A 14,285-nucleotide genomic window follows, 5' to 3' on the forward strand; every position below is an offset into this window, starting at 1 on the left:
CTAATCATTCTCCTTCATTGACAAAAATTGATCTACTGCTTTTAAATAAGGAATACGCGGAGCGATTCCTGGGATGATCTCAATGCCGTTTTTCTCTATATAGGCAAGAGGCAGCGATTTTTTACCTGTTGTTTTTTGTTGATGCCACTCTGTGATCAAGTTGCTGCTCGTCAAAAAAAAGCAGCGTTGCAAGCTTGAGAACCATAACAAGACAAAGCAGACTCCTTGCTGCGTCAGACAGTTTTCCATATGCTGAATCTGATGCTCATGAAAATTTTTGAAGGGGAAAGAGGTTTTGTTCTGTGTCTCTTTGGCTTCAAAATCCAAGTAATATCCGCGATAAACACCATTATAGTCCGTGGTAGAGGCTTCTCGGAAGTAAGCTTCTTTAATCACAGCTGCACTGCGGCGGGGATAATCCACCTTAACGATCTGAACAGGTGTAGGTTTTTTATGAATGACTGCTGCTTGACGATTCAAATAATAGGCATTGCTTTGATTGATTGCTTCTTCAAAACGCATTCCGCGGTTCGCGAAAGTTTTTGGCCGAGCTATTTTTTCTTGCAATTTTTGTTTTTTACCGCCATCATAAGCAGAAGACTGACCGTTAGGGTATCGAATGACCATGTTATTCACACTCCTAGGCATCATTATACCAAAAAGACGTTTGGAAAGAAAAGAGATGACTGCTTAAACAATGAAAACCTTATATTTTACTGGCTACCGCAGCTTTGAACTTGGTGTATTTCAAGAAAAAGATCCCAAAATCAAAATTATTAAGAAAGTAATAAAAATGTCTTTGCTTTCTTACATTGAACAAGGACTGGAATGGGTGCTGATCAGTGGCAATCTAGGAGCAGAAATGTGGTGTGCAGAAGTAGTGGAGCTTTTGCAAAAAGACTATCCAGAAATCAAACTAGGGATCATTTATCCGTTTCAAGGATTTGGTGAAAACTGGAATGAAGCGAACCAGCAAATGTTGCAGCGAGTGCAAATGAGCGCTGATTATGTGAATGCCACTAGCCATCAACCCTACAAAGAACCAAGCCAATTAAGAAATCATACCCAGTTTCTATTGGAACACACAGATGGTGCGTTGCTGCTTTATGATGAAGAATTCCCTGGAAAAACCAGCTTTTTTTTGAAAGATGCGAAGAAATATCGGGAGGATCATCCTTACGAGATCGATCAAATTACAATGGATGATCTGCAAAACGCAACATTTGATAGTAATTTACTTTGATTTCTGAGAGTTTTTTGATAGAATGGTCTAGAAAGTGAAAATCATTTGGAAAAATCAATGAGGTGTAAATAATGGCAAATCTAATTTTTAGTCCCAAGGATATTCTTCAACAAGAATTTAAAACAAAAATGCGCGGCTATGATCCAGTGGAAGTCGATGAATTTTTAGACAATATCATCAAAGACTACGAGAGCTACAACAAAGAGATTTTAGCATTGCAAGAAGAAAACGATCGTTTGAATGCAAAAATCGATCAACTTTCTAAGAACCAAGCGATTGCATCACGGGTCCAACAAGAAGCGCCAAAAAGTCAAACAGTGACAAATTTTGATATTTTGAAACGTTTGTCTAATTTGGAAAAAGAAGTTTTTGGCAAAAAATTGGATCAAGAAGAACCAGTTACACGTTCCTCTTCATACAACAGCAACTACACAAATGCTGATTTTGAAGACGATAACGAAAAAACACGTCAATTCTAATCAATTTGATTGCTGTGGTTTTCGGGTAATTGCGGCATAACTTTGATTATGCTGAGGAAAGTCCATGCTCGCACAAGCTGAGATGCTTGTAGTGATCGTGCCTAGCGAAACAATAAGCTAGGGTACTTGAAAGAGTAACGGCAGGAAAAATGGCTAAGGCGCGAGCTATGCCAAAGTATCCTTGAAAGTGCCACAGTGACGAAGCAAGACGGGAAACCGTCTTGGTGGAACGCGGTAAACCCCTCGAGCGAGCAACCCAAACAATGGTAGGGGCGCTTTTTGCACGGAAATGAACGGAGCAAAAAGGCAAGTAATTGCAGATAGATAATTACCCAACGTTTTCTTCTCCCTGAGGAAGACGTGGACAGAACATGGCTTATAGAAAATCACAGCAGATCAGGGAATCCTTCCATCAACGGAAGGTTTTTTTATATCAAGAAGGAGAAATCTATGACAGAAAAAGTATTTGATTGTGTCGCAACCGCTGCTAGTGGGTTAGAAGCGCTAGTTGGTAAGGAGTTGCGAGATTTAGGCATTGAATGCCAAGTAGAAAATGGACGGGCTCGTTTCAAAGGAACGTTGGAGACCATTGCAACCGCCAATCTCTGGTTACGCACAGCTGACCGCATTAAGATTGTGGTGGGAGAATTTGATGTATACACCTTTGATGAATTATTTGAGCAAGTCAAAGCATTACCTTGGGAAGACTTTCTGCCGCTAGACGCAGAGTTTCCTGTGGCAGGTAAATCGATCAAATCGAAGTTATTCAGTGTGCCTGATTGTCAGGCAATCACAAAAAAAGCGATCGTTAATCGATTACGGGAAGTTTATCATCGCCCTGCAAGTGTTCCTTTAACTGAAAGTGGTGCTTTCTTTCAGTTGGAAGTTGCTTTGTTGAAAGATCATGCCATGATTACACTCGATACGACAGGACCGAGTTTGTTCAAACGTGGCTATCGACTAGAAAAAGGGGGCGCACCCTTAAAAGAAAATATGGCTGCAGCATTAGTCATGTTGACCAACTGGCGCAAAGACCGACCGTTTGTTGATCCTGTATGCGGTTCCGGTACACTGTGCATCGAAGCAGCACTGATCGGACATAATATTGCCCCTGGATTCAATCGCTCCTTTGTCTGTGAGACATGGGATTGGGTTCCAGCTGAAGTATTTGAGACTGTAAGAGCTCAGGCAGACGAAGCAGCCGATTACGATAGCCAACTGGACATTATGGGCTCAGATATCAATGGACGGATGATCGAAATCGCCAAAGCAAACGCGGAAGAGATTGGTCTAGGTGATTCCATCACCTTCAAACAACAAGCAGTCAAAGATTTTAAAACAGACAAAGAATACGGCGTGATCGTTGCCAACCCACCATATGGGGAACGTTTAGGAGAAGAAGAGACGGTACAGCGCTTGTACCGTGAAATGGGCGAAGTCTTTCGGCCATTAAAAACTTGGAGCAAATACATTTTGACCAGTGACCTTACATTTGAGACCCACTATGGTGAAAAAGCAACCAAGAAACGCAAACTATATAATGGTGCGTTGCGTACGGATTTCTTCCAGTATTGGGGCAGTCGCCCACCGCGTAAAAAGGAGACGGTTGAATGAAAGAACAAGAATTTCTAAAAGAATTAAAAGAGCTCGATTTGCTGTCACAAGCAATGGGAATCCTTGGTTGGGATACTCAGACGGGAATGCCTGAAAAGGCCAGCGAATATCGCAGTGAAGTTGACAGCTACTTGTATGGCTTGTATTTCGAAAAGAAAGTCGGACCAACGATCCAAGAAGCCATTACTTATTTTGGTCAGCACCCTGATGAATTATCTGAAGTTGGTCAAGCAGCTTATCAGCTGGTGAAAGAAGAATATGAGCTGCAAAAAAATGTTCCTAATGAATTAGCGATCGCAGCTTCTGCTGCTACTTCTAGAGCTCATACTGCTTGGACGCAAGCCCGCAAAGCGAAAGATTTCTCTTTATTCAAGGAAGCATTAGCTGAGAATATCCGTTTGACAAAAGAGCTGATCCCTTATTGGAAAAAAGAGGAACGGACAAATTATGATGTTCTTTTGAATCAATATGAACCGAACATGACCGTTGAAATCTTGGATAATGTGTTTTCACAAGTTCGTGATGGAATCATGGATATTCGTCGCCAGTTAGAAAAAGGTACTCCACCAGATACAACGATCTTATCTCGTAAAATGACAGAGGCGCAACAGCGGAAATTCATCTCGAAAGTCATCACAGACTTAGGGTATGATTTTTCTCGCGGGCGGTTGGACAATACGGTGCATCCTTTTGCGACCGGCATTAACCACAATGATGTTCGCTTGACGACTCGTTGGAATGAAGAAGATTTTTCGATGGGAATATTCGGCGTGATTCATGAAGCAGGCCACGGCATGTATGAACAAAACATTGATGAAAAATTTGAAGGAACGCCGGTCCACGAAGGAGCATCCATGGGAATCCATGAATCGCAATCTTTATTCAATGAGATCATTATCGGTAGCAATCGCAACTTTTGGGAGAAACAATACCCTTATTTTCAAGAGTGTGCAGAAGGAACTTTCGATGATGTTTCCTTTGAGACTTTCTACAATGCATTAAAATTTACCCAAGCAAGTTTGATTCGGATCGAAGCAGATAGCCTGACGTATGTTTTGCATATCATTATCCGTTACGAGATTGAGAAGATGATTTTCAATGAAGAAGTGAATGTGGAAGATCTGCCAACTATTTGGAATGATAAATATGAAGAATACTTAGGCGTACGTCCGCAAAATGATTTAGAAGGTATCTTGCAAGACGTTCATTGGTCAGGGTCAAGTTTTGGCTATTTCCCATCATACGCTTTAGGATACATGTATGCGGCACAGCTTTTTCATGCAATGGAAAAAGAGATCGATGTCGATGCTGTATTGGCTTCTGATGATTATTCAGAGATCCGCCAATGGTTGACCACGCACATTCATCAATACGGGGCTTCTAAAAAACCAAATCAATTGATTCTGGATGCGACAGGAGAACTGTTAAATCCGCAATATTTATTGGATTATCTGCGGAAGGTTTATTTTTCTGTTTATCAAATCCGCTAATGAGCAAGCCTTTCGTTCACTCGAAAGGCTTCTTCTCATCTTTAAAAAAACGCACGGCAAACTAGGTAGCTAGACGATAGTATTTATTGACTTTAGGTTCTGATACTTTGATGGAATCGGACGATTGAATCAGAATGCTAGCAATAGAAACAAGATAAAAAAGACAGGAGTTTCAAAAAATGGCTGATATAGCACCAATTTATGAATATGCCAAATTGATTTTGGGAACTGATCACACAGGGCATGGCTTTGATCATGTCAAGAGAGTAGCCGCAATGGCTAAACAGATCATTGCCGAAGATCAACTGCAAGTAGATGATTACGTTGTGGAAGCAGCGGCATTTTTGCACGATACCATTGATGATAAGGTGGTGAAAGATGTGGTGAAAGCCAAAGAAGAAGTGCAGCAATGCCTTCTCGCTGCTGGAGCCACAGCAGAACAAATCAGTCATATATTTACAATCATTGAGAATCTCTCTTTCTCAAAAGAGTTATTGGCAGGGGCACAAGTCTCCTCTTTAGAAGGACAAATCGTGAAAGATGCGGATCGCTTAGATGCATTGGGCGCAATTGGTATTTTGCGTACTAGTTACTTTGGCGGTGCACATCAGCATCCGATCCATGAATCAGAGCGAGCGCCGAAAACGTTCACAAACCACGCTGACTATCGAAAAGGGACCACCGTGATCAATCATTTCTATGAAAAGTTGTTTTTATTGTCTGAAAAAATGCACACACACTTTGGCAAACAAGAAGCGCTGCGGCGTAAAGACTTTATGACAACCTTTTTAACTGAATTTTATAGAGAATGGGATGTTTAGTAATTTTTAATCTTCAGTTCGATTCCTTTGTGTTTCCTCTGTATTTATCTATAATTATAAATAAGGGGAGGGATGGATATGTATTACAAACAAGCGCTGAAACCGAATGAATTATTACCTGCACTTTCTGATTCTGGGGAATGTTTTTTTATCATTCGAGCAGCATTACCCATCCGGAATTATCAAGTTGCCATTTACCGGTACGATGATGAGTATTTTTTATTGCAAGATGAACGTTTATTTAATCAGATCTCTAGTATTTCCAGGGAACGGCAAGGAGATGAAGAACAGATTCTGCCATTCATCGAAGAAGCATTAGAAGACAATCACTATTTTCTAGTGGAAAAAGAGTTTATCCGCTTGGATTTATTGACGCTACAAAAAATGACAACCATTCAATCGTTTGAAATATTGTTTTACGAATTCTTTGATTTTTGAGGTGATGGGTGATGAAAAAAACGGAATACCTAACCATTGAGGATGCAACACTCGCTGATTTATTTCTTGATCTGGGTGATAAGTACAGCAACCTCGAATTGATTGACGAAGAAAAAGATTTGGATGTGGTCGTTTTGTCAAATAGCGACTGGCAATATCTTTTGGAACAACTGGATGATGAAGTCAAGGAGCAATTTCTTGCACAGGCCGAGACTGATTTTCTAGACGAGGAGTAAGAATAGAGGGGCAAATGCCCAATGAATGTATGTAGGTTAAAGAAAAACAGAAGAACACAAAACAAAAAAATATCCGAACGATAGTCGATGAAGAATGCGATGCGCTTAACTTAAGTCCGCATGCATGTAAGTACGCTTGATCATTCAGCTATCGTTCGGATAATTGTTTTGTTTGACGGATTCATTTGTTTTTCAGAGCGCCTGTCAGTCAACATTTGAATAAAGTGAAACTGTATCTTTTTCATTTGGATTGGAGACGTACTTTTTTGATTTTAGCATAACCCCGAAAAATATTGCGGATCACTAACAAGAGACCGATCAGCAACGGAATAGCTAATAAGTAGAGGGAATAGCCATGGACCTGCTCTACCGCAGTAGCATTGGTTTTATTTACTTCTGTCAGCGCCTGTTGGATCACTTGGAAACTGAATACACTCATAAATCCAGCAATGATAAAGAGTACAAACCCTAAATAAGGAATATGAGAAGAACGGCGAAAAAGCGCAAAGCCGATATAGAGCAATAAAAGAAAAAATGGCACACCAAAAGCAAAATAAGGATTCAACATGTTTTTTAACCTCCTTTTATTTATCATACTCCAAAATTTACGTTTTGGGAATTACAGTGTAAGATTAAAAGGAAATAGATTTTTAGGAGGATGTTATGTCAGCTTATCTTATGCCAATCAAGGTTGCATTACTGTTATTTCCATTCTTGGCACTTGCAATCTCGTCGATATTTTTTGTGCGCCAATACCGTAAATTTGGCCGATTTATTTTTTCACGAGCAATTGTACTTTATTCATTTGTTTTTTATCTGCTTTGTGCCTATTTCTTGGTCATTTTGCCGTTGCCGAGTATTGAAGAAGTCGCTCAAATGACCGGTCCCAAAATGGAGTGGCAGTTAGGTGCTTCCTGGCAGCATTTTTTGCAGCAAACGGTGTTACAAATCAATGATCCCACTACGTATCTTCCGGCTTTGAAGCAAAACGTAGTCTTAGAGCCATTATTCAATCTTTTTTTGACACTGCCTTTTGGTGTCTATATGCGCTACTACTTTAAATTGTCTTTTCCGAAGACGATTGTGGCAACCTTTGGCTTATCACTGTTCTTTGAATTGACTCAGTTAACTGGATTATACTTTATTTATCCGCGCCCTTATCGGTTGTTTGACGTCAATGATTTATTTGTCAATACCCTTGGCGGGACCATTGGCTTTTTGGTGACGCCATTGTTTACCTTCCTGTTGCCTACCCGTGAAGAGATGGATGCCGAATCTTATGCCAAAGATAATCGAGTGACGTTTACTCGCCGATTTGTTGCTTGGCTGATCGATTGGGGAATATTGAATTTATTCGCTTGGATGCTTATGATTCTGTTAAGAGTGACTGTGAATAAAGAAATCGATGACTTTACGAATGATTATTGGTATTTTTTACTAGAAGTAGTTCTTTACTTTATTCTTTTGAATTATATTCTCAATGGACAAACGCTAGGAAAAAAACTTGTTCGCATTCGAGTGATGGAGGAAAACCATTCCCGTGTCAGTTTCAGAGCAATTTTTAAGCGTTATGGATTGCTCTATCTGATCTATGTTAGTGCGACACGCATCAATGTGTTGTTTACGCCTTTTATTCAATCTACTAATCAAATGCTCGTCCTAGTGAGTTTGTTGGTTGTGTTGATTTTTGGTTTGATCCAACTTGGATTTTATTGCAACATCCTTTGGGCAGCATTCAAAAAACAACCGCGATTCTTTTACGAAAAAAGAACGGCTACTTATGTAGTAAGCACGATCCAGCGAAACAAGGTTAGGAATTGAGCTGGAAATATGTTATAATCCAAAAGATGTCAATAGAAAGAAGGTGTTTGAATGTCTTTTGAGTCATTTAAATTTCAACCATTTATTTACGAAGCGTTAGCGGAGAAGAAATTTACTTCACCAACAGAAGTTCAAGAAAAATTAATCCCTGTGATCCAAAAAGGTCGCAGTGTCGTGGGACAATCCCAAACTGGAAGTGGGAAGACGCATACATTTTTGCTTCCTTTGATGGATCAAATCGATCCGCAAAAAGATGAAGTGCAAGTAGTTATCACTGCACCGAGTCGTGAATTAGCCACGCAGATTTATCAAGCGGCAAAACAACTAGCAGAATTTCAGCAACCAGAGATTCGTGTGACCAACTTTGTAGGCGGCACGGATAAACAACGACAAATGGACCGTTTGCAAAACCAGCAGCCGCAGCTTGTTATCGGGACACCGGGACGAATTCTAGATATGATCAATGAACAAGCACTGGCTGTGCATACGGCACAAGCCTTTGTCATTGATGAAGCAGATATGACATTAGATATGGGCTTTTTGGAAGAAGTGGACCAAATTGCTAGTCGATTGCCGGAAAAACTGCAAATGTTAGTTTTCTCTGCAACGATTCCAGAAAAGCTGCGTCCATTTTTGAAAAAATATCTCGAAAATCCATTGATCGAAGAAATTCGTCCGAAAGCAGTCATCTCTGAATCCATTGAAAATTGGTTGATCTCAACTAAAGGAAAAGATAAGAATCAATTGGTTTATCAACTACTAACGACGGGACATCCTTATTTGGCGATTGTTTTTGCCAATACCAAATCCCGAGTGGATGAATTAACCGACTATCTGAAAGAAAAAGGGCTGAAAGTAGCCAAGATCCATGGCGATATCACACCGCGAGAACGCAAACGTGTGATGCGTCAGGTTCAAAATTTAGAGTATCAATATGTAGTCGCAACTGATTTAGCTGCTCGCGGGATTGACATCGAGGGGGTTTCGCATGTAATCAATGCTGAGATTCCGGCGGATTTGGATTTCTTTATTCATCGTGTGGGACGTACTGGACGTAATCAGTTAGCTGGAACAGCGATCACTTTGTATGATCCTAGTGACGAACAAGCCATTCAAGCAATCGAAGATTTAGGTGTAAAATTCCAACCAAAAGAAATCAAAAATGGGGAGATCGTTGCAACATATGATCGGAATCGTCGACAAAAACGTGAAAAATCAAGAGACGAATTAGACCCAACATTGATTGGGTTGGTCAAGAAGAAAAAGAAAAAAATCAAACCTGGCTACAAGAAGAAAATTCAGTGGGCTGTTGATAAGAAAAACAAAGAGAAACGAAAGATCGAACGTCGTCAGTCGAATCGCTCTGCTCGCAAGAATAAAAAAAATTCCAGTATCTAATTTAAGGAACACCCATCGGCCAAGCAATGGCTATTGGGTGTTCCTTCGTTTTAGCAAAGATTTTTTCCCATTTTTACACAGAGGATTCCATCTTCTTCAAAAGGAGGAGAGAGGATCTCATAGCCGCATTTTTGATAAAAGCCGATTGCTGCAATTTCAGAAGACAAAACCGACCAGCAAAAGCCATCGGTGATCGCTTTTTGCTCATAGGCCGCTAACAACTGCCGTCCTATCCCTTGCTTTCGATAGTTTTTAGCCACGCAAAAGCGATCAGGCTGAATCGTTTGCGAATCCAACGATTGATAGCGAATAGTGGCAATTGGTACTTGGCCTTCTGCCAGTAGAAAATAATGGCAGAACTGATCTTTTTGATCAAATTCTAATTCAGGAGCGATTCCTTGTTCGTCGACAAAGACAGATCTTCTAAGTGCAAAAACAGCCTGCTGAATCCAGTCCTCCCGCCCAAAATAAAGCTGCATCATTTTTCCTCCCAATTCATGGTATACTCAATCTATATTGATTGTAGCAGATGAAAGGGGAAAGCTCGTGGATTTTTTCGAAGCATTGCAATGGACGAATTGGAAAAATTTGACTGCTGAAGTCAAAAGCCAAGTGTTTCAGCAAGTAGTCATGTACTTTGTCAGCCCATTGAAAGAAATTACAGATGTTCATTTTATTAAAACAAGCTATGCAGGAATCAAGTGTGAGACCTTTGAATTAACGATTGATGAGGAACCCTTCGTCTTTGTGCCTGGAAATTCTGAAACAATTCTAGGCTGGGACTTGGGCATTCAGGGATTGCCGATAACCTGCTGGTCCAAAATGTGGCAAGAAACTCTTAATCCATCGCTGAGCCGCTTGATCGAAGGCTATGGATTGTCAAACGCTGAGGAGTGGGGAGATTTTGTCAATGAGTCGACGAGCCCATTACGCAAAGCAGCCATTCCACCTATGTTGGTGCAAAAAATGGCGCTGCCGGCGGGTACTCGTTTGATTGGAGAACTAGATACAGTCACGGGAGAATTCCATGGTCATGTTGATCAATTTGAAACTTTTGGTTCCGAGATACGGCAGGCATTTCAGCAGCCGCGAAGTTTTGAAGAAAGTTTGCAGTGGGAAATGCCAAGAACAATCAGTGCCGAAAATCAGTACTTTGCGGAACTGCATCCAGTGTCTGGCAATTATCATGTATACACCCACCAACGAATGACCCAAAATGACTTGCAGCACTGGCTGGGACAGCAGGGATATGATTTGATGAATGAAGAACAGTGGGAATATGCAGTGGGCGCCGGGACCCGTCGTTTATTTCGTTGGGGCAATGAAAAACCCTGTGAGGATGGTGTCAAATTGACCAAAAAAGCATTGGCTGAGCCGAACATGTTTGGCTTGATTTATCCGTATGCCAATGGATGGGAGCTAACTGACAGTTCATTTCTAAAGATGGAAGATTGGCCAGAGTGCGGCAATCCATTACTGGATACATTGCCCTATGCTAGTTATTATCGGTCACGCAAAATGTTGCAAGCAAACCAGCAGTTGGACCCTGAAAAATACCGCTACCGAAAAGCAGTTATTATTGATCGAGAACGGATTTGAGGATTGACTTTTTGTGAACATTTCCTTATACTTTTAAAGACGAAGGACATGGTTGATTTGTTCATTCTTTACAGAAAGTTTTTCAAAGCTGAGAGAAAAACAAGAATCCTAATTGATCGCTCCCTTTGGTATCTGATTCAGTAGAAATGCTGACGCCTGCTCTGCGTTATCGAGTCTGAGAGGTAATGATCAACATCATTGCAAGTAAGGTGGTACCGCGTAGCTACGTCCTTGCTCTGCAGTGGTGTTTTTTTGTTTGACTGCCCAGAAGCGAGTTCGTCGAATGAACAGATATCAGAGAGAAAGGTCACCAAAGAACAAAAGCATTCCTTGCTCCCAAGCGATTTTATCATTAGAAAGTAGGAAAACTATATGAAACACTTATCAAGTGCCGAAGTTCGTCAAATGTTTCTCGATTTCTTTCAATCAAAAGGACATTCGATCGAGCCTAGTGCATCACTCGTCCCTGTAAATGACCCAACATTGTTGTGGATCAACTCAGGTGTAGCAACATTGAAAAAATATTTTGACGGTACCGTTGTTCCAGAAAATCCGCGAATCACCAATGCACAAAAATCGATTCGGACCAACGATATCGAAAATGTTGGTAAGACAGCACGTCACCACACCATGTTTGAAATGTTAGGAAATTTTTCGATTGGTGATTACTTCAAAAATGAAGCAATCCATTGGGCGTGGGAGTTTTTGACTTCTCCAGAATGGATGGCCTTTGATCCAGAAAAGCTTTATGTCACAGTGTATCCAAAAGACACAGAAGCAAAACGAATTTGGCGCGAAGAAATCGGGTTGACTCCAGAACACATCGTAGAGATCGAAGACAACTTCTGGGACATCGGTGCTGGACCTTGTGGACCAGATTCAGAGATTTTTTATGACCGCGGACCTGAGTTCAACGATGTCGCAGAAGATGATCCGGAGAATTATCCTGGCGGTGAAAATGAACGCTATTTGGAAATTTGGAATTTGGTCTTTTCAGAGTTCAATCATCAAGCAGATGGCACGTATGAACCATTACCACATAAAAATATTGATACGGGGATGGGGCTTGAACGGATGGTGTCGATCATCCAAAATGCACCAACCAACTTTGAAACAGATCTCTTTATGCCGATCATCGAAGCGGTTCAAGAATTGAGCGGCAATTTTGCATATGGCGAAAGCAAAGCAACAGATATTTCCTTCAAAGTGATCGCCGACCACATTCGCGCGCTTTCTTTTGCTATAGGCGATGGTGCACTACCGTCAAACGAAGGACGCGGATACGTGTTGCGCCGTTTGCTACGCCGCGCCGTCATGCATGGCAAGAAATTAGGTATCGATTCAGCCTTTTTATATAAACTTGTTCCGATCGTAGGAAAAATCATGGAGAGTTATTATCCGGAAGTATTGGCTCAACAAGCGTTTATCGAAAAAGTAATCCGTAATGAAGAAGAACGGTTCCATGAAACCATCAATGAAGGATTAGAGATCTTGAACCAAGTCATTGCTAAAGTGAAGGCAGATGGGCAAGAGACATTAGCAGGTGCCGATATCTTTAAGTTGTATGATACTTACGGATTCCCTGTTGAATTGACTGAAGAAGTCGCTCAAGATGAAGGGTTGAAAGTTGATCATGCCGGTTTTGAAAAAGAAATGGATGCACAGCGGGCACGGGCTCGTTCTGCTCGATCGACTGAGCTTTCTATGGGTGTTCAATCCGCTCTTTTGACTGATATCAAAGTCGAAAGCCGTTTTGTTGGCTACGAAAGCCTTGAAGCCAACAGCGAATTGTTAGTGATCATTCAAGAGGAACAACTGCTTGATACAGTAACCACTGGTGAAGCCAAACTGATCTTCAAAGAAACACCATTCTATGCAGAAATGGGTGGTCAAGTAGCGGACACTGGTACTGTCGTTGACCAATCTGGTGCTATCGTTGCGGAGATCACTGATGTAAAAAAAGCACCAAATGGCCAGTTTCTGCATACTGCGAAGGTAACTGGCAACTTGACGGAAGGGGCTTCTTATTTCTTGCAAGTTGATCAGCACCGTCGGAACAAAATCATCAAAAACCACACAGCCACTCATTTATTGCACAAAGCGTTGAAAGAAGTGCTAGGTAGCCATGCAAACCAAGCAGGCTCATTAGTTGCACCTGGACACTTGCGTTTTGACTTTAGTCATTTTGGCCAAGTGACTGCAGACGAATTAAGTCAGATGGAACAAATCGTCAATCAGAAAATTTGGGAAGCTTTGCCAGTCGTAACTATCGAAACCGACATCGACACAGCGAAAGGCATGGGGGCGATGGCTCTCTTTGGCGAAAAATACGGCCACGATGTGCGCGTAGTCAATGTCGCAGATTGGTCTATCGAGCTTTGCGGTGGCACACATGTCGCCAATACAGAAGATATCGGTATTTTCAAAATTGTTTCTGAATCCGGGATTGGTGCTGGCGTTCGTCGGATTGAAGCAGTGACCAGTCAAGAAGCTTACGCATTGCTACATGAAGGAGAAGCACAGCTAAAAGCCATTGCAGGGATCGTCAAATCGGCACAAATCAAAGATGTAGTCAGCAAAACAGAACAATTACAGCAACAACTGCGGGATCTGCAAAAAGAAAATCAAGCACTGGCGAGCAAACTAGCCAATCAACAAGCTGGCGATGTTTTCAAAGATGTCAAAGAAGTGAATGGGATTCGTTTTATTGCTGCAAAAGTAACTGTCAAAGATATGAATCAGTTACGCCAATTGGCAGACCAATGGAAACAAAAAGAATTATCGGATGTTTTAGTTCTTGCTACAGCCAACGATGGCAAAGTTAATCTGTTGGCTGCAATGACGCCACAGGCAAATGAGAAAGGCTTGAAAGCAGGAGATTTGATCAAGCACATCGCACCGAAAGTCGGCGGCGGTGGCGGCGGACGTCCAGATATGGCACAAGCCGGTGGGAAGCAACCAGAAGGAATCGACGCTGCATTAACTGAAGTAGCCAATTGGTTAGCCGCAAACTGATTCTTTAACAGCAAATCATAAAAAAATGTATAACATCAAGAAATATCCGAACTGGAATTGTGTGTCAGAGAGCTGCCGCGTCTTTTTATAAGACGTTCGGTAGAGGATCGAAACGTGATTCCTTCGGGTAT

14 protein-coding genes and 1 other RNA gene are annotated in these 14,285 nt (G+C 41.4%); 12 read left to right on the forward strand and 3 right to left on the reverse strand.

What is annotated here, in order from left to right:
• Complete coding sequence (gene recU / locus HED61_RS10665; RefSeq protein ID WP_005473207.1) at window positions 1–627, reverse strand: Holliday junction resolvase RecU; 627 nt, start codon at window positions 625–627, stop codon at window positions 1–3.
• A gap of 70 nt (window positions 628–697) precedes the next feature.
• Here recU and HED61_RS10670 point away from each other — a divergent pair, with 70 nt between their 5' ends.
• The 8 genes from HED61_RS10670 (at window position 698) to HED61_RS10705 (ending at window position 6,321) form a co-directional block, all read left to right on the forward strand.
• Window positions 698–1,243, forward strand: a complete 546-nt coding sequence (locus HED61_RS10670; protein WP_060814316.1) for a DUF1273 domain-containing protein — start codon at window positions 698–700, stop codon at window positions 1,241–1,243.
• A gap of 71 nt (window positions 1,244–1,314) precedes the next feature.
• Complete coding sequence (gpsB, locus tag HED61_RS10675) at window positions 1,315–1,722, forward strand: cell division regulator GpsB (protein WP_029486829.1); 408 nt, start codon at window positions 1,315–1,317, stop codon at window positions 1,720–1,722.
• Between the two features lie 17 nt (window positions 1,723–1,739).
• Window positions 1,740–2,106: RNase P RNA component class B (gene rnpB, locus HED61_RS10680), an RNA gene on the forward strand.
• A gap of 66 nt (window positions 2,107–2,172) precedes the next feature.
• A complete protein-coding gene (locus HED61_RS10685) occupies window positions 2,173–3,336 on the forward strand; it encodes a THUMP domain-containing class I SAM-dependent RNA methyltransferase (RefSeq protein WP_003126638.1) in 1,164 nt (387 codons plus the stop codon).
• Window positions 3,333–4,826 carry a carboxypeptidase M32 gene (locus tag HED61_RS10690; RefSeq protein ID WP_103300887.1) on the forward strand — a complete coding sequence of 498 codons (1,494 nt, stop codon included), beginning with the start codon at window positions 3,333–3,335 and terminating at the stop codon, window positions 4,824–4,826. Before HED61_RS10685 ends, HED61_RS10690 begins: the two co-directional genes overlap by 4 nt.
• A 179-nt stretch (window positions 4,827–5,005) precedes the next feature.
• A complete protein-coding gene (locus HED61_RS10695; protein WP_219645319.1) occupies window positions 5,006–5,647 on the forward strand; it encodes an HD domain-containing protein in 642 nt (213 codons plus the stop codon).
• Between the two features lie 72 nt (window positions 5,648–5,719).
• Window positions 5,720–6,085: a hypothetical protein gene (locus HED61_RS10700; RefSeq protein WP_050801524.1), complete on the forward strand. Its 366-nt coding sequence runs from the start codon at window positions 5,720–5,722 to the stop codon at window positions 6,083–6,085.
• 11 nt (window positions 6,086–6,096) lie between these two features.
• Window positions 6,097–6,321 (forward strand): hypothetical protein, encoded by a 225-nt coding sequence (locus HED61_RS10705; protein ID WP_113849716.1) that lies wholly within the window; start codon window positions 6,097–6,099, stop codon window positions 6,319–6,321.
• A 241-nt stretch (window positions 6,322–6,562) separates the two neighbouring features.
• Here the strand turns inward: HED61_RS10705 and HED61_RS10710 are convergent, their stop codons facing one another.
• A complete protein-coding gene (locus HED61_RS10710) occupies window positions 6,563–6,889 on the reverse strand; it encodes a hypothetical protein (RefSeq protein ID WP_113849715.1) in 327 nt (108 codons plus the stop codon).
• A 95-nt stretch (window positions 6,890–6,984) separates the two neighbouring features.
• On the opposite strand from HED61_RS10710, the gene HED61_RS10715 reads away from it, so the two are divergent.
• Window positions 6,985–8,142, forward strand: a complete 1,158-nt coding sequence (locus HED61_RS10715; protein WP_003126631.1) for a VanZ family protein — start codon at window positions 6,985–6,987, stop codon at window positions 8,140–8,142.
• A gap of 51 nt (window positions 8,143–8,193) precedes the next feature.
• Window positions 8,194–9,540: a DEAD/DEAH box helicase gene (locus tag HED61_RS10720; protein WP_060814311.1), complete on the forward strand. Its 1,347-nt coding sequence runs from the start codon at window positions 8,194–8,196 to the stop codon at window positions 9,538–9,540.
• Between the two features lie 50 nt (window positions 9,541–9,590).
• Here the strand turns inward: HED61_RS10720 and HED61_RS10725 are convergent, their stop codons facing one another.
• Entirely contained in the window at window positions 9,591–10,022 is a 432-nt protein-coding gene (locus tag HED61_RS10725; RefSeq protein WP_176333364.1) for a GNAT family N-acetyltransferase, read from the reverse strand.
• 64 nt (window positions 10,023–10,086) lie between these two features.
• Here HED61_RS10725 and HED61_RS10730 point away from each other — a divergent pair, with 64 nt between their 5' ends.
• Together HED61_RS10730 and alaS are read left to right on the forward strand one after the other, a co-directional pair.
• Window positions 10,087–11,139, forward strand: a complete 1,053-nt coding sequence (locus tag HED61_RS10730; protein ID WP_219645320.1) for a DUF7278 family profilin-like fold-containing protein — start codon at window positions 10,087–10,089, stop codon at window positions 11,137–11,139.
• Between the two features lie 372 nt (window positions 11,140–11,511).
• Window positions 11,512–14,154, forward strand: a complete 2,643-nt coding sequence (alaS, locus tag HED61_RS10735; protein WP_219645321.1) for an alanine--tRNA ligase — start codon at window positions 11,512–11,514, stop codon at window positions 14,152–14,154.
• The last annotated feature ends 131 nt before the right edge of the window (window positions 14,155–14,285 follow it).

Origin of the sequence: Enterococcus gallinarum (assembly GCF_021496385.1) — a bacterium.
GTDB lineage: Bacteria > Bacillota > Bacilli > Lactobacillales > Enterococcaceae > Enterococcus_D > Enterococcus_D gallinarum.

What these genes read in the sequence shown, in the direction of transcription:
- HED61_RS10720 (WP_060814311.1), top strand. Translation starts at nt 8,194, where the DNA reads ATGTCTTTTGAGTCATTTAAATTTCAACCATTTATTTACGAAGCGTTA.
- HED61_RS10695 (WP_219645319.1), top strand. Translation starts at nt 5,006, where the DNA reads ATGGCTGATATAGCACCAATTTATGAATATGCCAAATTGATTTTGGGA.
- HED61_RS10700 (WP_050801524.1), top strand. Translation starts at nt 5,720, where the DNA reads ATGGATATGTATTACAAACAAGCGCTGAAACCGAATGAATTATTACCT.
- alaS (WP_219645321.1), top strand. Translation starts at nt 11,512, where the DNA reads ATGAAACACTTATCAAGTGCCGAAGTTCGTCAAATGTTTCTCGATTTC.
- HED61_RS10725 (WP_176333364.1), bottom strand. Translation starts at nt 10,022, where the DNA reads ATGATGCAGCTTTATTTTGGGCGGGAGGACTGGATTCAGCAGGCTGTT.
- HED61_RS10670 (WP_060814316.1), top strand. Translation starts at nt 698, where the DNA reads ATGAAAACCTTATATTTTACTGGCTACCGCAGCTTTGAACTTGGTGTA.
- HED61_RS10715 (WP_003126631.1), top strand. Translation starts at nt 6,985, where the DNA reads ATGTCAGCTTATCTTATGCCAATCAAGGTTGCATTACTGTTATTTCCA.
- HED61_RS10685 (WP_003126638.1), top strand. Translation starts at nt 2,173, where the DNA reads ATGACAGAAAAAGTATTTGATTGTGTCGCAACCGCTGCTAGTGGGTTA.
- HED61_RS10705 (WP_113849716.1), top strand. Translation starts at nt 6,097, where the DNA reads ATGAAAAAAACGGAATACCTAACCATTGAGGATGCAACACTCGCTGAT.
- gpsB (WP_029486829.1), top strand. Translation starts at nt 1,315, where the DNA reads ATGGCAAATCTAATTTTTAGTCCCAAGGATATTCTTCAACAAGAATTT.
- HED61_RS10690 (WP_103300887.1), top strand. Translation starts at nt 3,333, where the DNA reads ATGAAAGAACAAGAATTTCTAAAAGAATTAAAAGAGCTCGATTTGCTG.
- HED61_RS10710 (WP_113849715.1), bottom strand. Translation starts at nt 6,889, where the DNA reads ATGTTGAATCCTTATTTTGCTTTTGGTGTGCCATTTTTTCTTTTATTG.
- recU (WP_005473207.1), bottom strand. Translation starts at nt 627, where the DNA reads ATGGTCATTCGATACCCTAACGGTCAGTCTTCTGCTTATGATGGCGGT.